At 74.9% G+C, this 23,085-nt stretch carries 23 protein-coding genes and 2 pseudogenes; 18 read left to right on the top strand and 7 right to left on the bottom strand.

Annotated features, from left to right (window positions below):
* Positions 1–12 precede the first annotated feature (12 nt).
* Positions 13–2,859 (bottom strand): lantibiotic dehydratase, encoded by a 2,847-nt coding sequence (locus OG295_RS30945; RefSeq protein ID WP_371679900.1) that lies wholly within the window; start codon positions 2,857–2,859, stop codon positions 13–15.
* Positions 2,860–2,999: 140 nt separating this feature from the next.
* Positions 3,000–3,185, bottom strand: a complete 186-nt coding sequence (locus OG295_RS30940) for a thiazolylpeptide-type bacteriocin (RefSeq protein WP_100661066.1) — start codon at positions 3,183–3,185, stop codon at positions 3,000–3,002.
* 467 nt (positions 3,186–3,652) lie between these two features.
* Here OG295_RS30940 and OG295_RS30935 point away from each other — a divergent pair, with 467 nt between their 5' ends.
* Both OG295_RS30935 and lysA read left to right on the top strand, forming a co-directional pair.
* Complete coding sequence (locus OG295_RS30935) at positions 3,653–4,015, top strand: SAV_915 family protein (protein WP_371679899.1); 363 nt, start codon at positions 3,653–3,655, stop codon at positions 4,013–4,015.
* A 14-nt stretch (positions 4,016–4,029) separates the two neighbouring features.
* On the top strand, positions 4,030–5,379 hold the full coding sequence (gene lysA / locus OG295_RS30930; RefSeq protein WP_371679898.1) for a diaminopimelate decarboxylase: 1,350 nt from the start codon (positions 4,030–4,032) through the stop codon (positions 5,377–5,379).
* A 53-nt stretch (positions 5,380–5,432) separates the two neighbouring features.
* Here the strand turns inward: lysA and OG295_RS30925 are convergent, their stop codons facing one another.
* Positions 5,433–5,582, bottom strand: a complete 150-nt coding sequence (locus OG295_RS30925) for a hypothetical protein (protein WP_371679897.1) — start codon at positions 5,580–5,582, stop codon at positions 5,433–5,435.
* Positions 5,583–5,590: 8 nt separating this feature from the next.
* Positions 5,591–5,908 (bottom strand): annotated as a pseudogene (locus OG295_RS30920) (amino acid transporter); the annotation flags it as partial.
* A gap of 250 nt (positions 5,909–6,158) precedes the next feature.
* Between OG295_RS30920 and OG295_RS30915 the strand changes: the two are divergent.
* The 16 genes from OG295_RS30915 (at position 6,159) to OG295_RS30840 (ending at position 21,793) form a co-directional block, all read left to right on the top strand.
* Positions 6,159–7,916: an enoyl-CoA hydratase-related protein gene (locus OG295_RS30915; protein ID WP_371679896.1), complete on the top strand. Its 1,758-nt coding sequence runs from the start codon at positions 6,159–6,161 to the stop codon at positions 7,914–7,916.
* An 84-nt stretch (positions 7,917–8,000) separates the two neighbouring features.
* Positions 8,001–9,059, top strand: a complete 1,059-nt coding sequence (locus OG295_RS30910) for a hydrogenase expression protein HypE (protein ID WP_371679895.1) — start codon at positions 8,001–8,003, stop codon at positions 9,057–9,059.
* A gap of 67 nt (positions 9,060–9,126) precedes the next feature.
* On the top strand, positions 9,127–10,911 hold the full coding sequence (locus tag OG295_RS30905; RefSeq protein WP_371679894.1) for a nickel-dependent hydrogenase large subunit: 1,785 nt from the start codon (positions 9,127–9,129) through the stop codon (positions 10,909–10,911).
* A complete protein-coding gene (locus OG295_RS30900) occupies positions 10,908–11,426 on the top strand; it encodes a hypothetical protein (RefSeq protein WP_371679893.1) in 519 nt (172 codons plus the stop codon). Before OG295_RS30905 ends, OG295_RS30900 begins: the two co-directional genes overlap by 4 nt.
* Positions 11,423–12,073, top strand: coding sequence for a DUF5947 family protein (locus tag OG295_RS30895; protein WP_371679892.1), 651 nt, complete (start codon positions 11,423–11,425; stop codon positions 12,071–12,073). Before OG295_RS30900 ends, OG295_RS30895 begins: the two co-directional genes overlap by 4 nt.
* Positions 12,070–12,786, top strand: a complete 717-nt coding sequence (locus tag OG295_RS30890) for a DUF6084 family protein (protein WP_371679891.1) — start codon at positions 12,070–12,072, stop codon at positions 12,784–12,786. Before OG295_RS30895 ends, OG295_RS30890 begins: the two co-directional genes overlap by 4 nt.
* Positions 12,783–14,201 (top strand): hypothetical protein, encoded by a 1,419-nt coding sequence (locus OG295_RS30885; RefSeq protein ID WP_371679890.1) that lies wholly within the window; start codon positions 12,783–12,785, stop codon positions 14,199–14,201. Before OG295_RS30890 ends, OG295_RS30885 begins: the two co-directional genes overlap by 4 nt.
* Positions 14,198–14,782, top strand: a complete 585-nt coding sequence (locus OG295_RS30880) for a hydrogenase maturation protease (RefSeq protein WP_371679889.1) — start codon at positions 14,198–14,200, stop codon at positions 14,780–14,782. The genes OG295_RS30885 and OG295_RS30880 overlap by 4 nt, the downstream gene beginning before the upstream one ends.
* Positions 14,783–14,792: 10 nt before the next feature.
* On the top strand, positions 14,793–14,897 hold the full coding sequence (locus tag OG295_RS30875) for a hypothetical protein (protein ID WP_371679888.1): 105 nt from the start codon (positions 14,793–14,795) through the stop codon (positions 14,895–14,897).
* A gap of 113 nt (positions 14,898–15,010) precedes the next feature.
* Positions 15,011–15,406, top strand: a complete 396-nt coding sequence (locus OG295_RS30870) for a hydrogenase maturation nickel metallochaperone HypA (RefSeq protein ID WP_356211720.1) — start codon at positions 15,011–15,013, stop codon at positions 15,404–15,406.
* Between the two features lie 3 nt (positions 15,407–15,409).
* Entirely contained in the window at positions 15,410–16,240 is an 831-nt protein-coding gene (gene hypB, locus OG295_RS30865) for a hydrogenase nickel incorporation protein HypB (RefSeq protein WP_371679887.1), read from the top strand.
* Positions 16,240–18,612: a carbamoyltransferase HypF gene (gene hypF / locus OG295_RS30860; protein WP_371679886.1), complete on the top strand. Its 2,373-nt coding sequence runs from the start codon at positions 16,240–16,242 to the stop codon at positions 18,610–18,612. Before hypB ends, hypF begins: the two co-directional genes overlap by 1 nt.
* Positions 18,581–18,949, top strand: coding sequence for a HypC/HybG/HupF family hydrogenase formation chaperone (locus OG295_RS30855; RefSeq protein ID WP_371679885.1), 369 nt, complete (start codon positions 18,581–18,583; stop codon positions 18,947–18,949). Before hypF ends, OG295_RS30855 begins: the two co-directional genes overlap by 32 nt.
* The gene (gene hypD / locus OG295_RS30850) at positions 18,946–20,082 is read left to right on the top strand and encodes a hydrogenase formation protein HypD (protein ID WP_371679884.1); all 1,137 of its coding nucleotides are present in this window, start codon (positions 18,946–18,948) and stop codon (positions 20,080–20,082) included. Before OG295_RS30855 ends, hypD begins: the two co-directional genes overlap by 4 nt.
* 79 nt (positions 20,083–20,161) lie before the next feature.
* A complete protein-coding gene (gene hypE, locus OG295_RS30845; protein WP_371681360.1) occupies positions 20,162–21,151 on the top strand; it encodes a hydrogenase expression/formation protein HypE in 990 nt (329 codons plus the stop codon).
* A gap of 186 nt (positions 21,152–21,337) precedes the next feature.
* The gene (locus OG295_RS30840; protein ID WP_371679883.1) at positions 21,338–21,793 is read left to right on the top strand and encodes an N-acetyltransferase family protein; all 456 of its coding nucleotides are present in this window, start codon (positions 21,338–21,340) and stop codon (positions 21,791–21,793) included.
* Positions 21,794–21,842: 49 nt separating this feature from the next.
* Here OG295_RS30840 and OG295_RS30835 read toward each other — a convergent pair whose 3' ends face one another.
* The 3 genes and pseudogenes from OG295_RS30835 to OG295_RS30825 form a co-directional block, all read right to left on the bottom strand.
* On the bottom strand, positions 21,843–22,121 hold the full coding sequence (locus OG295_RS30835; RefSeq protein ID WP_371679882.1) for a hypothetical protein: 279 nt from the start codon (positions 22,119–22,121) through the stop codon (positions 21,843–21,845).
* Complete coding sequence (locus tag OG295_RS30830; protein WP_371681359.1) at positions 22,118–22,621, bottom strand: MFS transporter; 504 nt, start codon at positions 22,619–22,621, stop codon at positions 22,118–22,120. Before OG295_RS30830 ends, OG295_RS30835 begins: the two co-directional genes overlap by 4 nt.
* A gap of 53 nt (positions 22,622–22,674) precedes the next feature.
* Positions 22,675–23,040 (bottom strand): annotated as a pseudogene (locus OG295_RS30825) (MFS transporter); the annotation flags it as partial.
* Between the last annotated feature and the right edge of the window lie 45 nt (positions 23,041–23,085).

The raw sequence follows: 23,085 nt of genomic DNA, 5'->3' as shown, positions 1-23,085 counted from the left end.
CTTCGGCTGCCTTCATCGCGGCCGTCCGGACCGGTAGACCTCCAGGACGAGTTCGACGGCGCGGGCCGGGGCGGCCGTGCCGCCGGGGGCGGGCAGCGCCTCCTCCAGGACGGCTCCGTCGCCGTGCCGGGACAGCCACTTGGGCAGGCAGCGCAGGTGCAGTGCGCTGCCGAGGTCCACGAAGTGCGGTTTCGGACGGCTCAGCCGGCTCAGGAAGTCCTCGGCGGGGCGTCCGGTGGGGGCGGTCGCGGCCGGGTGCAGGAAGAGCTGTTCGGGGAGGTCGAGCAGGGCGCGCCAGCGGGCGGCCGCCTGCGCCGGGGCGGCCGCGGCGGCGAGTTCGGCGCGCAGTTCCCGCACGACGCCGGGCGTCAGCTGCCAGCGGCGGCGCCGGAGCACCACGTGGCGGTGGAGCAGGCGGGGGCTGTGGACGACGCGGCCGCCCGGGGCGGCGAGGACGCGGCGGGGCGCGAGGGCCCGGAAGTCGACCACGCCGTGGGGGTGGTCGCAGAGGTGGGGCGCGATGCGGCGGGGCAGCAGGACGGGGGCGAGGAAGCCGGGGTAGAGCACGTCGAGGTGTTCGCCGGTGCTGCGCAGCCGCAGGCGTACCTGGTCGGTGGGCTCGTCGTGGACGAGTTCCAGGTCGCCTTCGGCGATCGAGGCCCGGTGGCGGTCGGGGCCGATCTCGTCCGGGACCAGCAGGGGGTGGAGGTTGGCGTTGAACCCGCCGACGGGCCTGATCTGGGCCGCCCTGGCGCCGGGGGCGAGGCCGCGCCGGATCTGCCGGGCCGTCTCGGCGGTGGCGCGCGGGTCCAGGGCGTCCAGGAACCGGCTGCTGAAGCGGCCCCATCCGCCGTACACGTGGTTCACGGCGAGCAGGCCGCGGTCCGGGTCCCGCTGGAGGAAGTACGCGTAGCTCAGCGGGCGTTCGAGCGCCCACCCCGGCAGGTGCCCGCCGAGGGCGCGGACCGGGCCGGGCGGCAGGACGACCTCGGCGGCGTCGGCGGGGTCCTGAGCACGGGCGTCCCGTACGGCGGCCGTGAACCCGGCGCGCAGCGCGGCGAGTTCCTCCGTCCCGGTGGGGAGGCCGGCCCGGTCGGCGGGGTCGAGGTCCGCGAGCCGGCCGGCCGTTTCCCAGGCCTCGGTGACCTCGGCGCCGAACTCCCAGGGGTGGTGGCAGGTACCGCCGGGGCCGTAGCGGGCGACGAAGCGGTCGCGGACGACGCGGCGCAGGAGGTGTCCGAGGTCGAAGAGTTCGGCCAGGGCGGTGACCTCGGCGAGCGCCGTGTGGTCGGCGGTGTCGAGGAAGCCGTCGAGCGGCAGCGGGAGCGGGGCGACGACGTCCTCGGACAGGACGGTGAGCGGGGCGGAGCCGGCCGGGACGGGACGTCCGGCGTCGGCCAGTTCCGCGGCCCAGCGGCGGGCGAGATCGGCGAGCAGGGCGGGCCGTTCCTCGGCGGGGGCGGCACCGAACGCGTCGGTCAGCCGGCCGATCCCGGCCACCCGCCCGGCCCGCTCGGCGTCTTCGGCCCGCTGCGCGCCGCGGGCGGGCCCGGCGGGGTCGGTGAGCCCGGCCGGGCCGGAGGGGTCCGCCGGGCCGGTCAGCCCGGCCGGTTCGGCTGCCTCCGCCGGGCCGGTCAGCCCGGCCCGGTCGGAGGGATCCGCCCGGTCGCCGGGCTCCGCCCGGTCGCCGGAGCGCAGCCAGGTCTCGATGTCGTGGAGCGGGTCGGCGCTCTGGGGCGGGACGGGGTCGGCGGGCACCAGCAGGCCCGCCTCCGTCAGGCGGGCGAGGTAGGCCTCGGCGGCGGTGCCGGCGGCGGGATCCGCCTCCCGCAGGGCCCCGGTCAGCCGTTCGGCGAGTTCCCCGAGGGGCACGGGGGTGGCGGCGTGCTCGGTGACCAGGCCCAGGGGGCCGCCGGCCGGCAGCTCCGCCTCGTCCTCGCGCGCCACGAGGTAGCGGCCTCCCGCGAAGGCGGTCCGGTCGCGGGAGTAGGCCGCCCGGCCGTCGGTGGTGCGCGCGGAGCTGGTGATGCGGTGCGGGAGGCCGGCCCGACGGTGCGGGGCGTCCAGCAGGGCGAGGGTGAGGGCCGTCGTCAGGGTGCGGTTGGGCTTGACCACCGCGTGCAGGGGGCCGTCGAGGAGCCGCGGCTCGCCCCAGGACGAGCGGGGGCCGGCCTGCGCGGAGGGCAGTGCGCCCCAGCCGACGGCCGTGAACCAGGACAGCGGGCTGGTCTTCGTGCAGGCCCGCAGCGCGTGGCGCAGCACGGTGGCCTCTTCCTTGCGGGCCTTGCGGTCGGCCGCTCCGCCGGCCGCCCTGCGTACGGCGCGCAGGAGGTCGGCGCTGGTGAGGGCGACGGCCTTGGCGAGGGCGGGTTCGCGGCACAGGGCCGCCAGGGCCTCGCGTTCGGCGGCGAGGGCGGGTCCGGCGACGACGCCGAGCTCGGTGAGGAGGGCTTCGCGGCGGGCCCGCAGGGCGGTCCAGTCGGCGAGGCGGGGTACCCGCTCGGGCAGGTCGCCGAGGCGGGCCAGCAGCGCGGGGCGCGGTTCGCGCCCGTTGTGCAGGGCGCGGCGCAGCGGGAGGACTACGTCGCGGTGGAAGTCGGCCGGGTGGCCGTCCCGGCTGTCGTACAGGTCGTCGCACAGGGGGGCGGTGGTGCGCAGCAGTCGCGTTTCGATCCGGTGCAGGCGGATGAGCAGGGCACGGAAGCGTTCCGCTTCGGGCCCCTGGGGCGGGTGGGCGAGCACGGTGGTGCGGACCAGCGCGTACGGCGCGGACCGCACCCGGTAGCCGGCCGGGCGTCCGGGGTCGGCGGGCGCCTCCGCGAGCCGGGGCTCCGGTGACCGTGACGGTTCCTGCGGCATGGCGCTCCCCCGTTCCTGTCGGTGGTGGCGTACGGGCCTCCCGCCGCACCGGGGGTGCGGCGGGAGGGGGGCTGGACGCTCGGGGTCGGTGGGCGGTGGGGGTGGGGACGGCGGTCGAACGGTCGGGCGGGTCGGGCGGGTCAGGCGGTCGGGGTGTCCGTCTGGGGCTGGGCGCAGGAGGAGGAGCCCTGGCAGGAACACGAACCCCAGGACGCTCCGCCTTCGGGCAGTGCGGCGGTGTCGCGCATCGAGGTGACGCTGAGGTCGCCGAGGTCGAGCTCCAGGTCCTGGAGGTCGAAGGCGGCGTCGGGTGCGGTGTCGGACATGGGTGTCTCCCGAAAGCTGGAAGCGATAGGCCGAATGTGCACGGAACGAAACCGCGGTTCCCGGGCCGCAATTCTCCTGATGCCCGGAACCGCCTTTCGCAGGAAAAGTATTACAAGCCAGAACGCGCCACGGCAAGCATCGGAGAAATATGCCAGCACCTCCGGAATCCACTTCTCCTCAACCCCCAACCCTCGGCCGAAAACATAAGTTTGAGCTGCTCAGAACCGCATTGATTTCAGCCACCTGCGAATTTCCCGCACCCTTGGAGAACATTCAACGGAATTCGATCAGGGGTACGTCAGTAATGCGTCAGCAACACGTCAGGAATCGGGCCGTCGCCGTCAAGGCTCCATCAGGGGACGGAGAAGCGGGAGGGAATTCGGGGATAGCTTCGAGGGCGAGCCCCGGACCGCCTCCCCGCGGTCCGGGGCCCCACCCGCCACCCGTGGTTCCCCGAGGAGGGCCCATGTGCCTGTTCCTGTACGACGACGACCCCGAGCCCGAGGAACGGGTCCCGGCCGGGCCCCTGTACGTTCCGGCCGCCCGGCCGGGAGGCGAGAGCGCGGCGCTGCGGCTGTTCCGGACGCCGTTGGGCGAGCGCACCGCCGTCGGCTTCACCACCCCGGAGCGGCTGTCCGCCACGCTCGGCGCCGCGCAGGCCTGGATCCGGCTCTCCGAGCCCGTCCTGCGCGCGCTGGCCGCGCCCCTCGGGGTGACCCTGCTGACGGTCGATCCGACACTGACGGCGCCCCCGGTCGCGGCGGCCCCGGCCGCGGGCCCCGGCGCCGGTCCGCTCACCCGGGCCGCCGGAACCGCCCGGACCGCCTGATGGGGGATCAGACCATGACCGCCGACGTCCTCTCCACCCCGGCCCCGCCCCCTTCCCCGGCCCCCGCCGACGACCTGTCCGTCTGGCCGGCCTCCACCGCCCCGCTCCCGCACGGCGGGGTGGCGGTCGGCGGGGTGCCCCTGGCCGAACTGGCCGACCGCTTCGGCACCCCGCTCTACGTGCTGGACGAGGGCGAGGTCCGCGCGCGCTGCCGGAGGTACCTCGACGCCTTCCCCGACGCCGACGTGCTGTACGCCGCGAAGGCGTTCCTGTCCCGGGCGATGGTGCGCTGGGTCCGGGAGGAGGGCCTGGGCCTGGACGTCTGCTCGGCCGGTGAACTGGAACTGGCCGTGACCTCCGGGTTCCCGCCCGAGCGGATCGTGCTGCACGGCAACGCGAAGTCGCCCCGCGACCTGGAGGCGGCGCTGCGGCTCGGTGTGGGGCGGATCGTCATCGACAGCGCGTCCGAGATAGCCCGGATCGCCGCCGCCGTCGGCCCCGGGGAGCGCCAGCGGGTGATGGTGCGGGTGGTGCCCGGCGTCTCGGCCGGGGGCCACGACAAGATCCGTACCGGCACGGACGACCAGAAGTTCGGACTGTCGCTCACCGACGGCGCGGCGCAGCACGCCGTCGCCCGGATCCTCGGCCAGCCGCGGCTCGAACTCACCGGACTGCACTGCCACATCGGCTCGCAGATCACCGGGGTGAAGCCGTACGTGACCTCCCTGCGCCGGATGGTCGGACTGCTGGCCCACGTCCGGGACCTGCACGGAGTCGTCCTGCCGGAGCTGGACATGGGCGGCGGCCACGGCATCGCCCACCGGCCCGGCGAGGCCGTCCTCGACGTCGCCGCCCTGGCCGCGCGGCTGCGCGCCGAGCTCGCCGAGGGCTGCGCGGCCGCCCGGCTGGCCGTCCCCCGCCTCCTCGTCGAACCCGGCCGGGCCCTCGTCGGTCCGGCCGGGGTGGCCCTGTACCGGGTGCTCGCCGTCAAACGCACCGGCGCGACGGTGTTCGTCGCGGTGGACGGGGGGATGAGCGACAACCCCCGGCCCGCCCTGTACGGGGCGCGCTACGCCCCCCGCCTGATCGGCCGGCACTCGACGGCGGCCCCGTGCGCGGCGAACGTCGTCGGCCGGCACTGCGAGGCGGGGGACGTACTGGCCTCCGGGGTGCGGCTGCCCGGCGACGTCCACCCCGGGGACCTGCTGGCCGTCCCGGTGGCCGGCGCCTACCAGCTGTCGATGGCCTCCGGATACAACCTCGTCGGCCGTCCGGCGGTCGTCGCGGTCCACGGGGGCGCGGCCCGCCTCCTGGTCCGGCGCGAGACGTTGGAGGACTTCCGCGGCCGGGACGTCGGCGCCTGAGCGCTCCCGTACCGCCGCCCCCGCGTCGCGCCGCCCGCCCGGAGCGCCGTGCGTCAGCCGGCGTGGACGTGGGGGCGGCGGGCCCGGTCGGGTTCGGCCGCGCGGATGACCTCCCGGGTGACGGGGGCCACTTCGCCCTGCCCGCGCTCCCCCGCCCGCTTGGCGGCGATGGTCGCGGCCACGGCGGCCGAGGTGATCAGCACCTGCACACCAGTTCGGGGAAGACGACCAGCGCGATGGCGATCATCATGAACGGGTTGCCGTGCTCCGTGGTGAGGGCCTGCGTCCAGTCGGCGACCACGTGCGGCTGGGTGGCGACCTGCCACAGACCGACCGCCACGACGACCACGTTCAGCCCGAGGTAGGTGGCGACAAGTGCCACGGCCACCCCGATGGCCTCGCTGAACCCCTTCAGGAACACCGCGCCCAGCAGGGCGATCATGAGCAGGGTGATCGGGACCTGGTGGCGGTTCAGGGTGCTCGTGAGGTGCGGGTTCTCCACCAGGTGCGCGGTCGCGTCGAATCCTGACGCGTCCTTATCGCGGGGGCGGGTGTCCCGCCGCACCGCGGCTGCGGTGCGGCGGTGCGGCGGTGCCGCAGCGGTGCGGCCGAGCGGCCCTCCGCTGCGGCGCTTTCGAGTGACACCACCGCCCGGCTCCGGGCGTGGTCCCCGCCGGGTGCCCGACCATCTCAGGCGGCCGGTCATGCTCCGGTCACGGGTTGCCGATCAGGCCGGGATCCACGCCGTCGTGGCACCGGGCCGCCGCCGGGAGACACACGTGTACGTCCTGCTCGTCGCGAGCGCCTTCAACAGCCTCACGCAGCGAGTCCACGCCGAGCTGCGCGACCACGGCCACCGCGTGGCGGTGGAACTCGCCCTGCCCGGCGTCCCCCTGGCGGAGGCCGTGCGCCGGCACGATCCCGATCTGGTCCTCGCCCCGATGCTGACGACGGCGATCCCCGAGGAGGTGTGGGCCGCCCGCACCTGCCTGATCGTCCACCCGGGGCCCGTCGGCGACCGGGGTCCCTCCTCCCTCGACCGGGCCGTGCAGGAGCAGGTGACCCGCTGGGGCGTGACGGTGCTCCAGGCCGGTGCGGAGATGGACGCCGGCGACGTGTGGGCCACCGTGGAGTGCCCGGTCCCGCCGGTCGGCAAGAGCGACCTGTACCGGGGGGAGATCGCCGACGCGGCCCTGCGGGCGGTGCTGCTCGCCGTCGAGCGGTTCGCGTCGGGCACCCACACCCCCGCGCCCCAGGACCCGGCCACCGTCCGCACCCGCCCCTACCTGCGCCAGGAGGCCCGTCGCATCGACTGGGAGGCCGACTCCACCGACCGGGTCCTGCGCACGCTGCGCGCGGCCGACTCCCGGCCGGGCGTCCTGGACGAGCTGCTGGGCGGCGAGTGGTACCTGCACGGCGGCCACCCCGAACACCGTCTGCGCGGACGCCCCGGTGAACTGCTGGCGACCCGGGCGGGGGCCGTGTGCCGGGCCACGGCCGACGGCGCCGTGTGGATCCCGGAGCTGCGGGCCCGCCGGGTGCCCGGGGAGCCCGCCCCGGTGAAACTGCCCGCCGTCCTCGCCCTCGGCGACCGGCTGCCGCCGCTGCGCGAACACCCTGCCCCGCCCCCGCACGCGGACGCCCGCGGCGGTACCTGGGCGGACATCCGCTACCGGGAGGAGGGGTCGGCCGGGTTCCTGTCCTTCGCCTTCCCCGGCGGAGCGATGGGCACCGCGCAGTGCCGCCGGCTGCTGGAGGCGTACCGGACCGCCTGCGCCCGCCCCACCTCGGTGCTCGTCCTGGGCGGTGGCCGCGACTTCTTCTCCAACGGCATCCACCTGGGCGTCATCGAGGCGGCCCCCGACCCGGCCCGGGAGTCCTGGGACAACATCAACGCGATGGACGACCTGGTCGAGGCGGTCCTCACCACCACCGACCGGCTCGTCGTCTGCGCCCTCGGGGGGAACGCCGCCGCGGGCGGGGCCATGCTGGCGCTCGCGGCGGACGAGGTCTGGTGCCGTGCGGGCGTGGTGCTGAACCCGCACTACCGCCTGATGGGGCTGTACGGCTCCGAGTACTGGACGTACACGCTGCCGCGCCGCGTCGGGGCCGCCGTCGCGGACCGCCTGACCGCCGAGGCCCTGCCCCTGAGCGCCGCCGGCGCGCTCCGGCTCGGGCTGGTCGACCGTACGGTGCCCTGCGCGCCCCGGGCCTTCGCCGGCGAGACCGCGCGGCTGGCGGCGCACCTGGCGGCGCTGCCCGCCGCCCAGTCGCGGATCGCCGCGAAGAAGGCCCTGCGGGAGCGCGACGAGGCCGTCCGGCCGCTGGCCTCCTACCGGGAGGCGGAGCTGGCGCTGATGCACCGCACCTTCTTCGACCCCGCGGCCCCGTACCACGCCCTGCGCCGCGCCTTCGTACGCAAGGAGGCGGCGGCCGCCACCCCGCCGCACCTGACCCGTCCCGTGCACGGGCGGCCCGGAGCCGCCGTCACCCCACTGGCCGTACATGACGGAGCACCCGGGGCGGAGGGCTGTTAGCAAGAAAGGTGTGGCCGGGGCAGTCCGGCCCGCCGCGCACCCCGCCCGGAACACCTCCCCGCCCTTCCCCAAGGAGGCATCCGCATGGATGCAGCACCGACCGTCGCCCCGGCAGAGGACCCCCCGATCCACATCCTGTGGATCAACGCGGGGCTGAGCTGCGACGGCGATTCCGTGTCCCTCACGGCAGCGATGCAGCCCAGCATCGAGGAGATCGTCACGGGGGTCCTGCCGGGGCTCCCCAAGATCGCCGTGCACTGGCCCCTGATCGACTTCGAATGCGGCCCCGTCGGGGGCGCGGACACGTTCATCGAGTGGTTCTTCAAGGGCGAACGGGGCGAAATCGACCCGTTCGTCCTGGTGGTCGAGGGCTCGATCCCCAACGAGAAGATCAAGCCCGAGGGCTACTGGTGCGGGTTCGGCGACGACCCGGAGACCGGCCAGCCCATCACCACCAGCGAGTGGATCGACCGGCTGGCGCCCAAGGCCCTCGCGGTCGTGGCCATCGGCACGTGCGCCACGTACGGCGGCATCCACGCCATGGAGGGCAATCCGACGGGCGCGATGGGCGTGCCGGACTACCTCGGCTGGGACTGGACGTCGAAGGCCGGCATCCCGATCGTGTGCGTGCCGGGCTGTCCGATCCAGCCCGACAACTTCTCCGAGACCCTCACCTACCTGCTGTACCAGGCGGCCGGCTCCGCGCCGATGATCCCGCTCGACGACAAGCTGCGCCCCACCTGGCTGTTCGGCATGACGGTCCACGAGGGCTGCGACCGCGCCGGCTACTACGAGCAGGGCCAGTTCGCGCAGACCTACGACTCCCCCCAGTGCCTGGTCAAGCTGGGCTGCTGGGGTCCCGTCGTCAAGTGCAACGTGCCCAAGCGCGGCTGGATGAACGGCATCGGCGGCTGTCCCAACGTCGGCGGCATCTGCATCGCCTGCACGATGCCCGGCTTCCCCGACAAGTTCATGCCGTTCATGGACGAGCCGCCCGGCGCGAAGGTCTCCAGCAAGGCCAGCGGTGTGTACGGAGCGGTGGTCCGCCGGCTCCGTGCGATCACGGAGCACACCGTCGACCAGGAACCGAAGTGGCGCCAGAGCGGCCGGACGCTGACCACGGGCTACCGCCCGCCCTGGTGAGCCCCGCAGTCTCCCCCCGCACCCAGCGCACCAACCCCCGCACCGAAGAAGGGTCACGGCAGACACGATGACACCGCAGACGAAGGCGGCCGGCGACGGCAGCGGCCTGGTCGAGATGGCCTGGGATCCGATCACCCGGATCGTGGGCAGCCTCGGCATCCACACGAAGATCGACTTCAAGCAGAAGCGGGTCGCGGAGTGCTACAGCACCTCGTCGGTCTTCCGCGGCTACAGCGTCTTCATGCGCGGCAAGGACCCCCGCGACGCGCACTTCATCACCAGCCGGATCTGCGGGATCTGCGGTGACAACCACGCCACGTGTTCCGTCTACGCGCAGAACATGGCCTACGGGGTGAAGCCGCCCCACCTCGCCGAGTGGATCATCAACCTCGGCGAGTCGGCGGAGTACATGTTCGACCACAACATCTTCCAGGAGAACCTGGTCGGGGTCGACTACTGCGAGAAGATGGTCCGCGAGACCAACCCCGGCGTCCTGGAGAAGGCCGAGCGCACCCCCGCCCCGCACGCCGGCGAGCACGGTTTCAAGACCATCGCCGACATCATGCGCTCCCTCAACCCCATCGAGGGCGAGTTCTACCGCGAGGCCCTCCAGGTCAGCCGGTACACCCGCGAGATGTTCTGTCTGATGGAGGGGCGCCACGTGCACCCCTCCACCCTCTACCCGGGCGGCGTCGGCACCATCGCCTCCGTGCAGCTCTTCACGGACTACATGAGCCGCCTGATGCGGTACTGCGAGTTCATGAAGCGGGTCGTGCCGCTCCACGACGACCTCTTCGACTTCTTCTACGAGGCCCTGCCCGGGTACGAGGAGGTCGGCCGCCGGCGCGTGCTGCTCGGCTGCTGGGGCGCGCTCAACGACCCCGAGCACTGCGACTTCACGTACGCCAACATGACCGACTGGGGACGGAAGATGTTCGTCACCCCGGGCGTGGTGGTGGACGGAAAGCTGGTCACCAACGACCTCACCGAGATCAACCTCGGCATCCGCATCCTGCTGGGCAGCTCGTACTACGACGACTGGGAGGGCCGGGAGCAGTTCGTCACGCACGACCCGCTCGGCAACCCCGTCGACCCGCGGCACCCGTGGAACCAGCACACCATCCCGGCCCCGCAGAAGCGGAACTTCGACGACAAGTACAGCTGGGTCATGTCGCCGCGCTGGTTCGACGGCAAGGACCACCTCGCACTGGACACCGGCGGCGGCCCCATCGCCCGCCTGTGGTCCACGGCGCTGTCCGGGCTGGTGCAGACCGACTACGTGCAGGCCACCGGCCACAGCGTGGTGATCACCCTGCCGCGCACGATGACCAAGCCCGAGACCCGCTTCGAGTGGAAGATCCCGAAGTGGAGCAACGCGCTGGAGCGCAACCGCGCCCGCACGTACTTCCAGGCGTACGCCGCCGCGATCGCGCTGCACTGCGCCGAGAAGGGGCTGGCGGAGGTCCGCGCCGGACGCACCCAGACCTGGGAGAAGTTCGAGGTCCCGGACGAGGGCCTGGGCGTCGGCTTCACCGAGGCCGTGCGCGGGGTTCTCTCGCACCACATGGTGATCCGCGACGGCAAGATCGCCAACTACCACCCGTACCCGCCGACCCCGTGGAACGCCAGCACCCGCGACACCTTCGGCACCCCGGGACCGTACGAGGACGCGGTGCAGAACACCCCGATCTTCGAGGAGAACTCCCCGGAGAACTTCAAGGGCATCGACATCATGCGCGCGGTGCGCAGCTTCGACCCGTGCCTGCCCTGCGGCGTCCACATGTACGTGGGCGGCGGCAAGACGGTCAAGACGATGCACGTGCCCACCGGCCTGAGCGGACTGGGCGGATGAGCGCCGCCCTGGACGCCCGGCAGGCGGGCGCACGGGTGGAGGAGGTCCTGGAGGGCCTGGCCTCCGGCGGTGACCGGCGGGCGTGCGCGGCCGCCGAGGAACTGGTGCGCGTCCTCATGGACTTCTACGGGTCCGGGCTCGCCCGGATCGTGGAGCGGCTCGGCGGGCAGGCGCTCTCCCCGGTGCTGGACGACGAGCTCGTGGCGAGCCTGCTCTCGCTGCACGACCTGCACCCCGAGGACGTCGACACGCGGATCGGGCGGGCCCTCGGCGCCGCCGGGGACACGGTGGAGCGGATCGCGTTCGACGGGGCCACCGGGGTGCTGCGGGTACGCCCCCGCGCGGCGGCCTCCGGCTGCGGGTGCGGTTCCCCGGACGACGCCGCCCGGGGCCTGGAGGAGGCCCTGGCCTGCTTCGCGCCCGAGGTGACGGCGGTGGAGACGGAGGCCGCCCCGGCCCCGCAGCAGCCGCTGCTGCAGATCTCCGTCCGGCCGCACGCTCCGGTGCGGGCGTGACGGGGCCCGGCCTCCTGGCGGGCGGACCGCGCGGCCTGCGCCGGTTCACGGGCCCCCGTCCGCCCCGACCCGAGAGCTGCGAGCTGTGCGGGACCGCGGTGGCCGGGGACGGCCACCGCCACCTCGTGGAGACCGAGAAGCGGTCGCTGGTGTGCGCCTGCACCGGCTGCGCCCTGCTGTTCGACCGGCCGGGCATCGTGACGGGCCGGTTCCGCGCCGTCCCCGTCCGGTACCTGGCCGATCCCGCGCACCGGCTCGACGACGGGGCCTGGGAGCGCCTCCAGATCCCGGTCGGCGTGGCGTTCTTCTTCCGCAACGCCGCGCTCGACCGGCTGGTCGCCCTCTACCCGAGCCCGGCGGGGGCCACCGAGAGCGAGCTCGACCCGCAGACCTGGCAGAGCGTGCTGGGCTCCGGCCGGCTGGCCGCGCTCCTCGAACCCGACGTGGAGGCGCTGCTGCTGCGCCGCTCGGAGGGCCGCACCAGCTGTCATCTGGTGCCCATCGACATCTGCTACGAGCTGGTGGGGCGGATGCGGCTGTTGTGGCAGGGCTTCGACGGCGGCGCCGAGGCCCGGGCCGCGCTGGACGCGTTCTTCGCCGAGGTCGAACGGCGCGCCAGGGTGCTCGCTCCGGGGCCGGTGTCATGACGGCCGCCACGGAGTTCACCTTCACCTGCACCGGGGTGCGCGCCGACCCGTACGCCGCGGGCCCCACCCTCGTCTTCCGGCTGCGCGTCGGCGCGGGGGCGGGGGTGCGGGTGCACGCGCTGGCCCTGCGGGTCCAGCTGCGGATCGAGCCGGCCCGGCGCGGCTACTCGGACGCCGAGGCCGAGGGGCTCGCCGACCTCTTCGGGGAGCGTTCCCGCTGGGGCAACACCCTCCAGCCGGTGCAGTTCGCCCAGGTGTCGGTGATGGTGCCGAGCTTCACCGGGGAGACCGAGACCGATCTGGTCGTCCCCTGCACCTACGACATGGACATCGCGGCCACCCGCTACTTCGGCGCCCTGGAGGACGGCGAGGCGCCGCTGCTGATGCTCTTCTCCGGCACGGCGTTCACCGGCGGGGGCGGGTTCCGGGTCGAGCCGGTGCCCTGGGACCGGGAGGCCTCGTACCGGATGCCGGCCACGGTGTGGCGGGAGATGGTCGAGCAGCACTTCCCCGGCTGCGGGTGGCTGCGGCTGCCCCGCGACACGATGGCGGAGCTGCTCGCCTACCGCTCCCGGCACGCGCTCGCCTCCTGGGAGGCGACGGTGCGCTCGCTGCTCGACTCGGCCGCCGGGGCCGTCCCGGCCGCCGCCCCGCCCCCGCCGCTGCGGCTGGGGGCCGTACTGCCGCGCGTCACCGAGAGGACCGCTCCGTGACCACCACCACCGAGCGGGACACCCGCTTCGACACCGCCCGGCACGTGGCGGACGCCGTCCTCTTCGAGGGTTACGTGCTCTACCCGTACCGGGCCTCGGCGGCCAAGAACCGGCTGCGCTGGCAGTTCGGGGTCCTGGTGCCGCCCGCCTGGGCCCCCGCGCACGGCGAGCACGCCTTCCAGCGGACCGAGATCCTGATGGAGCCCCGCGGGGAGGCGACGCTCCACCTGGAGCTGCGCTTCCTGCACGCCCAACGCCGCACCGTCCAGCGGCTCCACCAGGACGGCGCCTACGCCGACGTCGGCGAACTGCACCTGCCCGACCGGATCCTGGTCCCCTGGGACGAGGGCACCGAGGAACGGGTCGAACTCGCCGTCCCCGTGGCCGCGCTGGCCGGTGAGGGGGTCGTGCTCCCCTTCACCCGGCCGGCCCGGGAGGAGAGCGAACCGGTGCTGGACGGCTCGGGGCGCGCCGTCGGCCGCCTGCTGCGGCGCACCGAGGAGGCCGAGGGCCGGGTACGGCTCTCGGCGGCCGAACTCGACGGTCCGTACCGGGTGCTGAAGCTCACCGCGGTCGTGGAGAACACCAGCGCCTGGACCCCCGCCGACGGGGACGGGGCCACCCGCGAGGCGGCCCTGCCGCGCTCGCTCGTCGCCGCCCACCTCCTGCTGGGGCTGGACGCCGGTTCCTTCCTGTCGCTGACCGACCCGCCCGAGTGGGCCCGGGAGGCCGTCGCCGCGTGCGACAACCGGCACACCTGGCCGGTGCTGGCGGGCGGCGACGGCCGCTCCGACGTGGTCCTGTCCTCCCCGATCATCCTGGAGGACCATCCCGCGATCGCGCCGGAGAGCGCCGGGGCGATGTACGACGCCCTGGAGATCGACGAGATCCTCGCGCTGCGCACCGCGACCCTCACCGAGGAGGAGAAGCGCGAGGCGCGCGGGACGGACGCCCGCGCGGCCGCCGTGATCGAGCTCGCCGATTCGATGCCGCCCGAGGTCCTGGAACGGCTGCACGGCGCCGTGCGCGGACTGCGGGAGGTCACCGGACCGGACGCCTTCGACGGGCCGGCCACCCTGACGGAGGTCCCGGACGGGGAGGCCGTGTTCCGGCCGGAGGCTCCCTGGTGGGACCCGGCGGGAGCGGATCCGGCGCCGGAGCGGATCCGGGTCGACGGGGTCTTCGTGGAACCCGGCAGCCGGGTGCTGCTCCGGCCGGGCCTGCGGCGCACCGACGCCCAGGACCTGTTCCTCCAGGGCCGCTCCGCCCTGGTCGAGGCCGTCCTGCACGACGTGGACGGCGGGGTGCACCTCGCCGTCACGGTGGAGGGGGACCCGGGCGCCGACATCCGCCGGGAGCAGGGCCGGTTCCTGTACTTCCAGCCCGACGAGGTCACCCCGCTGGAGGACGCGTGAGCGGCGCGGTCCTGGTCGCCGGCATCGGCAACGTCTTCCTCGGCGACGACGGCTTCGGCGTCGAGGCGGTGCGCGCCCTGGCGGCGCACCCGCTGCCGGCGCACGTGGAGGCGGTGGACTTCGGGGTGCGCGGGGTGCACCTGGCCTACCAGCTCCTGGACGGCTACGACACGCTCGTCCTGGTCGACGCCACCGCGCGCGGCGGCGCCCCCGGCACGCTGTACCTGATCGACGCGTCCGGCGGGGAGGCGGGCCCCCTGTCCCCGGGACCCGGCTCCCCCGGCGCCGCCGTCCTCGACGGCCACCACATGTCTCCCGACACCGTCCTGGCCCTGCTGGGCACGCTGTGCGCGGGCACCGGAGCCACCCCGCCCCGGCGGACCCTCGTCGTCGGCTGCGAACCCGCCTGCGTCGAGGAGGGCATCGGGCTGAGCGGCCCGGTGGCCGCCGCGGTGCCGGAGGCCGTGCGGATGCTCCTGGACCTGCTCCGGGAGGAGGAACCGCAGGGGGCCGCGGCCGACGCCGTCGTCGCCGCCACCACCACCGCCACCGCCACCGCCCACCCGAACGCCGTGAACTGAGGAGAACCCCATGAAGAAGGCCGTCATCGGCGGAGCCGCCGCCGTGGCCCTGGTCGCCGTCCTCGCGCAGGTCCTCCCCGACCTCAAGCGCTACCTGCGCATGCGCTGCATGTGAGCCCCGCCCCGCCCCGGCGCCCGAATGGCGTACGGGGCGTGCGGCGCACCGGCGTGCCCGCCCGTGCCTCCCGCGTCCTGCCGGTGTAATGAGCCCCGGCAGGACGGAGTCCGATGCACGAGATGTCGATCGCCATGGCCGTCGTGGGCCAGGTGGAAGAGGCGGCCCGAGCGGGCGCGGCGAGCGCCGTGCGCCGCGTGGAGCTCCAGGTCGGGGAGTTGGCCGGTGTGGTGCCGGACTCCCTGGCCTTCTGTTTCGAACTGGCCTGTGCCGGAACGGTCCTCGAAGGCGCCGAACTCGTCACGCGGTCCGTGACGGCCAGTGCCCGCTGCGCGGACTGTGCCGGAGCGTGGGCGGTGGGCATGCCGCCCGACCTGTGCTGCCCCGTCTGCGGACGGGCCACCGAGGTGGAACTGCTCACGGGGCGCGAACTGCGCATCCTCAACGTGACCTGGGAGGACGCCCCGGGCGCGGCCTCCTGCCGCGAACCGATCCCCGAGGAGGCCTGAACCATGTGCCGAGTGGTCGATCTGCAGCAGGCGGTGCTCGCCAAGAACGACGGGGCGGCGCGCGCCCTGCGCGCCGAACTCGCCTCCCGGGGGACGGCGGTCGTCAACCTGCTCTCCAGCCCCGGCAGCGGGAAGACGGCCCTGCTGGAGCGGGAGCTGTTCCTGGCCCGGGAGCGGGGCGTGCCCGTGGCGGCCCTGACGGCCGATCTCGCCACCGAGAACGACGCGCTGCGCCTGGCCCGTTCGGGCGTACCCGTCAAGCAGGTGCTCACGGACGGGCTCTGCCACCTGGAGGCCTCGATGCTGGGGCGCCACCTGGACGGGTGGCTGCCCGAGGAGACGCGGCTGCTGTTCGTGGAGAACGTGGGGAACCTGGTCTGCCCGGCCTCGTACGACCTCGGGGAGTCGCTGCGCGTGGTCCTCGCGTCGGTGACCGAGGGCGAGGACAAGCCGCTGAAGTACCCGACCGCCTTCGGGCTGGCCCAGCTGGTCGTGGTCACCAAGACCGACATCGCGGCGGCCGTCGAGTTCGACGAGGCGGCCTTCCGCGCCAACGTCCAACGGGTCAACCCGGGGGTGGAGGTGGTGCTCACCTCGGTCCGCGCGGACGAGGGGACGGGCCTCCTGCTGGACCGGGCCCTGGCGGTCGGGGCGGGGGCGCGGGCCCACGCTCCCGTGATGGCCCGGCAGCGGCACGAGGGAGGCCAGCACGGCCACGGACACGAGCACGGGCCGGGCCACACCCACGACGACCACAGCCACGACCACGACCACGACGATCACGATCACCACGGTCACGGTCAGCCCGGCCCCGCCGTGGCCCAGACCCGCTGATGGAGCACCTGGAACGCCGACGGGTCACCGTACGGGGCGTGGTGCAGGGGGTCGGCTTCCGGCCCTACGTCTACACCCGCGCCACCGGCCTCGGCCTCGCCGGGCACGTCACCAACACCCCGGAGGGCGTGGTCGCCGAGGTGGAGGGCTCCGCCGCCGCCGTGTCGGAGTTCTGCGAGCGGCTCGCGGCCGACGCCCCGCCGCTGGCCGTGGTGGACGCCGTCGACCACCGCCCGGTCCCCCTCTCCGGCGGAGCCGGCTTCACCATCATCGCCTCCCGGTCCGGCGGCCCGGCCCGGACGCTGGTCTCCCCCGACGTCGCCACCTGCGCGGACTGCCTCGCCGAGCTCGCGGACCCGGCCGACCGCCGCCACCGCCACCCCTTCATCACGTGCACGCACTGCGGGCCCCGCTTCACCATCGTCACCGGGCTGCCCTACGACCGGGCCCACACCACGATGGACCGCTTCCCGATGTGCGCCGACTGCGCCCGCGAGTACGCCGACCCGGCTGACCGCCGCTTCCACGCGCAGCCCGTCGCCTGCCCGGCCTGCGGGCCCCGGCTGCGGCTGCTGACCGGGCGGCCGCCGAGCGGGGAGGCCTGCGCCGATCCCGTCGCGGGGGCCCGCGCGCTGCTGGCCGCGGGGGCGGTCCTGGCCGTGAAGGGGCTCGGCGGGTACCACCTGGCCTGCGACGCCACCCTGCCCGGGGCCGTCGCCGGGCTGCGCCGCCGCAAGGGCCGCGGGGACAAGCCCTTCGCGCTGATGGCCCGGGACCTCGCCGACGTCGAGGCCCTCGCCCACCTCGGCCCCGAGGAGCGGGAGCTGCTCACCGGCGGGGTGCGGCCCATCGTGCTGCTGCGCCGCCGCCCCGACGGAGCCCCGCTGCCGGGGGTCGCCCCCGGCAGCCCCGACCTGGGCGTGATGCTCCCGTACACCCCCCTCCACCACCTGCTGCTCGGCCTGGACGGGGACCCGCGGGGCCCGCGCCTGCTGGTGATGACCAGCGGGAACCTCTCGGGCGAGCCCATCGTCACCGACGACGCCGAGGCGCTGGAGCGCCTCTCCGGCCTCGCCGACGCCTGGCTGACCCACGACCGGCCGATCCACGTGCCCTGCGACGACTCCGTGGTGCGGGTCTGCGACGGCGAACCCCTGGTCCTGCGCCGCTCGCGCGGGTACGCGCCGCTGCCCCTGACCCTGCCGCTGCCGGTCCCCGCCACCCTCGCCGTGGGCGGCGACCTCAAGAACGCCTTCTGCCTCGGCGAAGGACGCCGGGCCTGGCTGTCGGCCCACACCGGCGACATGGACGACCTGGCCACCCGGTACGCCTTCGAGCGGGCGGAGCGGCAGCTGGAGACCCTCACCGGGGTCACCCCCGTACTCCTCGCCGCCGATCTGCATCCCGGCTACCGTTCCGGCCGCTGGGCCCGCGAGCGGGCGGGAGCCCGCCCGCCGGCCGGCGTGCAGCACCACCACGCGCACGTCGCCTCCGCGCTCGCCGAACACGGCCTCGACGGCTCCCGGCGGGTGATCGGCGTCGCCTTCGACGGCACCGGGTACGGGGACGACGGCGCCGTCTGGGGAGGGGAGGTCCTCCTCGCCGACTACGCGGGGTACACCCGCTTCGCGCACCTGGCCTACGTACCGCTGCCCGGCGGCGACGCGGCCGTGCGGCGGCCCTACCGGATGGCCCTGGCCCATCTGTGGGCCGCCGGCCTGGACCGGGCTGCGGACCTGCCCTGCACCGCGGCCTGCCCGCCCACCGAACTGCGGGTCCTGGAAACCCAGTTGGAGCGCGGCCTGAACTGCGCCCCCACCTCCAGCATGGGCCGGCTCTTCGACGCGGTGTCCGCCCTGGCGGGCGTCTGCCAGCACGCCGGGTACGAGGCGCAGGCCGCCATCGAGCTGGAGGGCGCCGCGTTCGGGGCACCCGCCGCCGGTCCCGGCTACGCCTTCGCCGTGCGGGTGCCCGGGGCCGGTGCCGCCGGCCCGGTCATCGCCGATCCGGCGCCCGTACTGGCGGCGGTGGCGGCCGACGTACGGGCGGGGACCGGCCGGCCGGTGATCGCCGCCCGCTTCCACTCCGGGGTCGCGGACCTCGTCGGCACGCTCTGCGGACTGGCGCGCGACCGGCACGGCCTGGACACGGTGGCCCTCACCGGCGGGGTCTTCGCCAACACCCTGCTCTCCTCCGCCTGCGCCCGCCTGCTGCGCGACCGGGGGTTCACCGTCCTGCGGCACCGCACGGTCCCGCCGGGCGACGGCGGGCTGGCCCTGGGCCAGCTCATGGTGGCGGCGGCCGGACACGTCACGGAACACCCACAACGAGGAGAAGCCCATGTGCCTGGCGGTACCCGGCAGAGTGCTTGAGATCGGGGAGAGGGACGGCACGCGCATGGCGACCGTCGACTTCGGCGGCGTGCAGAAGGAGGTCTGCCTGGAGTACCTGCCGGACCTCCGGGTCGGCGAGTACGCCATCGTCCACGTGGGGTTCGCCCTCCAGCGACTGGACGAGGAGTCAGCCCTCCAGACCCTCGAACTCTTCGCGCAACTCGGAATGCTCCAGGAGGAGTTCGGCGACCCCTGGGAGCAGGCGGCCCAGGCGGGCGGCGGCGACTGGCCCTTCGCGGACGATCCGGCGGCGCCCGTCGCACGGCCCGCCACGTCCCACGGGACCGACGTCCGGCAGGAGGACGCACCGCGGTGAAGTACATCGACGAGTTCCAGGACCCGGCACTGGCCCGCCGGCTCCTCGACGAGATCCGCTCCACGGTGACCCGGCCCTGGGCACTGATGGAGGTCTGCGGCGGCCAGACCCACACCATCATCCGGCACGGCATCGACCAGCTCCTGCCCGATCAGGTCGAGTTGATCCACGGGCCCGGCTGTCCGGTGTGCGTCACGCCGCTGGAGGTCATCGACAAGGCGCTGGAGATCGCCTCCCGCCCCGAGGTGATCTTCTGCTCCTTCGGGGACATGCTGCGCGTCCCCGGCACCGGCCGCGACCTGTTCCGGGTGCGCGGCGAGGGCGGCGACGTACGGGTCGTGTACTCGCCGCTGGACGCCCTGCGGATCGCGCGGGAGAACCCGGGGCGGGAGGTGGTCTTCTTCGGCATCGGCTTCGAGACCACCGCGCCGCCCAACGCCATGACCGTGTACCAGGCGCGCAGGCTCGGCATCCGCAACTTCAGCCTGCTGGTCTCCCACGTGCGGGTGCCCCCGGCGATCGAGGCGATCATGCGGTCTCCGAGCTGCCGGGTGCAGGGCTTCCTGGCCGCCGGGCACGTGTGCAGCGTGATGGGGACGGGCGAGTACCCGGAGCTGGCGGCGCGCCACCGGGTGCCGATCGTCGTCACGGGCTTCGAGCCGCTGGACATCCTCGAAGGCGTGCGCAGGACCGTGCTGCAGCTGGAGCGCGGCGAGCACACCGTCGACAACGCCTACGCGCGCGCCGTCCGCCCGGAGGGCAACCCGGCCGCCCTCGCCATGCTGGAGGACGTCTTCGAGGTCACCGACCGGGCCTGGCGGGGCATCGGGGTCATCCCGCGCAGCGGCTGGCGGCTGTCGCCGCGCTACCGGGAGTTCGACGCCGAGCACCGCTTCTCGGTCACCGGCATCACCACCCTGGAGCCGGCCGAGTGCCGGAGCGGGGAGGTGCTCCAGGGGCTGCTGAAACCGCACGAGTGCGAGGCCTTCGGCGGTCCGTGCACCCCGCGCAACCCGCTGGGCGCCACCATGGTGTCCAGCGAGGGCGCCTGCGCGGCGTACTACCTCTACCGCCGCCTCGACCTGCCCGCCGCCGCTTCGAAGACCTCGCTGGAGGCGAGCCCCGTTGCCTGAGACCGCACCGTCCGAGACCGTCCTCGACGTCACGGGCTGGACCTGCCCCGCCCCCCTGCGCGACCACCCCCGGGTGGTCATGGGCCACGGCGGGGGCGGCGCGCTCTCCGCCGAACTGGTCCAGCACCTGTTCGCCCCCGCCTTCGGCGGCGAGGCGCTGGCCCAGCTCGGGGACTCGGCGGCCGTCTCGCTGGGCGGCGTACGCCTCGCCTTCTCCACCGACTCCTACGTCGTGCGGCCGCTGTTCTTCCCCGGCGGGAGCATCGGGGACCTGGCGGTCAACGGCACGGTCAACGACCTGGCCATGAGCGGCGCCCGTGCCGCCTACCTGTCCTGCGGGTTCATCCTGGAGGAGGGCGTCGAGATGTCCGCGGTGGCGCGCGTGGCCGAGGCCATGGGCGCCGCCGCGCGGACCGCGGGCGTGGAGATCGCGACCGGGGACACCAAGGTCGTCGAGGCGGGCCACGGGGACGGGATCTACGTCAACACGGCGGGGATCGGGCTGATCCCGCAGGGGGTGGACCTGCGCCCGCAGCGGGTGGTCCCCGGCGACGTGGTGATCGTCAGCGGCGAGATCGGCCTGCACGGCGTCGCGATCATGAGCGTCCGCGAGGGCCTGGAGTTCGGCGTCGACATCGAGAGCGACTGCGCGGCCCTGGGCGGGCTCGTGCAGAGCATGCTCGCGGTCACCCCTGACCTGCACGTCCTGCGCGACCCGACCCGGGGCGGCCTGGCGGCCTCCCTCAACGAGATCGCCGCCGCCTCCGGCACCGGGGTCGTCCTCCACGAGGGCCGTGTCCCGGTCCCCGAGGCCGTCGCGAACGCCTGCGCGATCCTCGGACTCGACCCGCTCTACGTGGCCAACGAGGGCAAGCTCGTCGCCTTCGTGCCCCGCGAGCACGCCGACGCCGTCCTCGACGCCCTGCGCGCCCACCCGCTGGGCCGGCACGCGGCGGTGATCGGCGAGGCCGTCGCCGATCACCCGGGCATGGTCGTGGCGCGGACCGGGCTCGGCGGCACCCGGGTGGTCGACCTGCCGGTCGGGGAGCAGCTGCCGCGGATCTGCTGAGGGATCCCGTGCGCCCCGGCGCACCTCCGCGGGCCCCGCCGACCTGTCCACGGCGGCGGGCTCGCGGCCGGCGTTTCGACACGGTGGCAGGCCCGCGCGGCGCCCGGCTCCCGCATGATCGGTTGCCTCGGCGGAGGAGGACCCCTCCGCCGGGGCACCCGCCCCCGATCAAGGAGCCGCACCGCCATGTCCGACATCACCGTCCGCGCCGTCCGTCCCGGGGACTTCGGCCAGTGGCGCGCCCTCTACCGCGGCTACGCCGACTTCTACCGCGTGGAGCAGACCGAGGAGGCGGCCGCGACGGTGTGGGCGTGGGTGAACGACCCCGGGCACGAGGTCGGCGCGCTGGTCGCCGAGGACGCCTCGGGCCGCCTCCTGGGGCTGGCCCACTACCGCCCGTTCGCCCGGCCGCTGTCCGCGACGGTGGGCTGCTTCCTGGACGACCTGTTCGTGGCCCCGGAGCACCGGGGCTCGGGCGCCGCCGACCTGCTGCTGGGGGCGCTGCGCGCGCTGGCCGGGGAGCGCGGGTGGAGCGTGGTGCGCTGGATCACCGCCGACGACAACCACCGGGCGCGCGCCAAGTACGACCAGGTGGCCACGCGGACCATGTGGGTCACCTACGACATGGCCCCCGGTAACTGACCCCGTCTCCGCGCGGGCGCGGGCCGGCGCGTGACCGCGTCCGCCGCGGTCAGCCCTCGCCGGCCGCGTCGTCGCAGGCGGGGCAGACCCGGTCGGCGTACCGGGGCGGGTACCAGGGGGCGTCCGGGTGTTCGGCGGGCCGCCAGGGGGCCGTCTCCATGGCGAAGGTGTCCCTGCCGCACAGGGTCCTCGGCCCCCGGACGGAGGTCCGGCCCGGGGCCGCGGGCGCCGCGTGCACCCGCAGCGGGAGCCGTTCGTCCCCGGAGGCGGCGTCCCCGGGCGGGGAGTCCCCGGAGGGGTACTCGTACACCACGACCGTCTCGCTCATACCTCGACGATAGGCGGCCCCGCCGCGGCCCGCGTGCCGGCGCCGGGGTCGGGGGCGGTCTCGGGGCCGGGCCGGCGCGCGCCGCGGTCGGCCGCCAGCAGCAGCGCCACCGGCGCGGCGGGCGAGTCCCGGGCGGCGCCCGCCGCGAGCAGGCCGAGGTCGACGACGGTGGCCGCGGCCAGTACCCGCATCGGAGCGATCCGGCTGCCGACCCGGTCGGACCACCAGCCGGCGAACAGCCGCACTCCGGCCCCGGCCAGGTTGGCCACGGCCAGCACAGCGGCGGCCGCGCCGACGGACCAGCCGCGCGCCTGCGTCAGGAACAGCAGGGAGAACCCGGTGACCACGAACTGCGGCACGCACAGCAGTCCGGCCGCCGCGTGGATCCGCCACAGGTAGCCGCCCCGGTAGGGCGCGGGTGTGCGGGTGCCCTCCCGCCTCGCGGGGCGCCGCGGACCGACGGCGAGCAGGGCGATCGCCACGCCGGCGGCGCCGGCCAGGACCAGCAGCGCGCCCAGCGGGACCGCCCCCGGACGGCGGCGGCGCCGGCCAGGGCCCCGGCGGCGGCGAGCAGCCCGGCGGTCAGGGCCGGCCGCTCGCCGTACCGGTCGGCGACGGCTCCCCAGCCGATCAGGCCGAGGAGGATCCCGAAGACCGGGCAGGAGACGAGCAGTCCGGCACCGGCCGGGGAGAGCCCCAGCTCCTCCTGGAGGGCGGGGAGCAGGTAGGACAGCCCGTAGAGCGCGGTGGCACCGGCGGTATGACCACAGGTCCGAGGGCGAGCATCACCCAACTGCGGCGTATTCGCCGGGCGTTCATGCGGCCACACTACGCACGGGCGTACGCCGGAGGACCGCTGGAGTCCAGCACCTCGGCCTCGCCGCCCGGCCCGCCCGCGCCCGTCCGGTTTCGATTCCATGGTGAGCCGGATGGCGGGCGTCGCGACCCCCTGGATCCGGTGATG

The organism is Streptomyces sp. NBC_01276 (genome assembly GCF_041435355.1).
Taxonomy (GTDB): Bacteria; Actinomycetota; Actinomycetes; order Streptomycetales; family Streptomycetaceae; genus Streptomyces.
Note: the sequence above shows the minus strand (reverse complement) of the source record. Positions and strands in the feature narration are given on the sequence as shown.

Excerpts from the sequence above, each read along its gene's own strand:
- OG295_RS30945 (WP_371679900.1), bottom strand. The coding sequence starts at position 2,859 with ATGCCGCAGGAACCGTCACGGTCACCGGAGCCCCGGCTCGCGGAGGCG.
- OG295_RS30855 (WP_371679885.1), top strand. The coding sequence starts at position 18,581 with ATGTGCCTGGCGGTACCCGGCAGAGTGCTTGAGATCGGGGAGAGGGAC.
- OG295_RS30905 (WP_371679894.1), top strand. The coding sequence starts at position 9,127 with ATGACACCGCAGACGAAGGCGGCCGGCGACGGCAGCGGCCTGGTCGAG.
- OG295_RS30840 (WP_371679883.1), top strand. The coding sequence starts at position 21,338 with ATGTCCGACATCACCGTCCGCGCCGTCCGTCCCGGGGACTTCGGCCAG.
- OG295_RS30890 (WP_371679891.1), top strand. The coding sequence starts at position 12,070 with ATGACGGCCGCCACGGAGTTCACCTTCACCTGCACCGGGGTGCGCGCC.
- OG295_RS30835 (WP_371679882.1), bottom strand. The coding sequence starts at position 22,121 with ATGAGCGAGACGGTCGTGGTGTACGAGTACCCCTCCGGGGACTCCCCG.
- hypF (WP_371679886.1), top strand. The coding sequence starts at position 16,240 with ATGGAGCACCTGGAACGCCGACGGGTCACCGTACGGGGCGTGGTGCAG.
- OG295_RS30870 (WP_356211720.1), top strand. The coding sequence starts at position 15,011 with ATGCACGAGATGTCGATCGCCATGGCCGTCGTGGGCCAGGTGGAAGAG.
- OG295_RS30935 (WP_371679899.1), top strand. The coding sequence starts at position 3,653 with ATGTGCCTGTTCCTGTACGACGACGACCCCGAGCCCGAGGAACGGGTC.
- OG295_RS30910 (WP_371679895.1), top strand. The coding sequence starts at position 8,001 with ATGGATGCAGCACCGACCGTCGCCCCGGCAGAGGACCCCCCGATCCAC.
- hypE (WP_371681360.1), top strand. The coding sequence starts at position 20,162 with ATGGGCCACGGCGGGGGCGGCGCGCTCTCCGCCGAACTGGTCCAGCAC.
- hypB (WP_371679887.1), top strand. The coding sequence starts at position 15,410 with ATGTGCCGAGTGGTCGATCTGCAGCAGGCGGTGCTCGCCAAGAACGAC.
- OG295_RS30875 (WP_371679888.1), top strand. The coding sequence starts at position 14,793 with ATGAAGAAGGCCGTCATCGGCGGAGCCGCCGCCGTGGCCCTGGTCGCC.
- OG295_RS30940 (WP_100661066.1), bottom strand. The coding sequence starts at position 3,185 with ATGTCCGACACCGCACCCGACGCCGCCTTCGACCTCCAGGACCTGGAG.
- OG295_RS30900 (WP_371679893.1), top strand. The coding sequence starts at position 10,908 with ATGAGCGCCGCCCTGGACGCCCGGCAGGCGGGCGCACGGGTGGAGGAG.
- lysA (WP_371679898.1), top strand. The coding sequence starts at position 4,030 with ATGACCGCCGACGTCCTCTCCACCCCGGCCCCGCCCCCTTCCCCGGCC.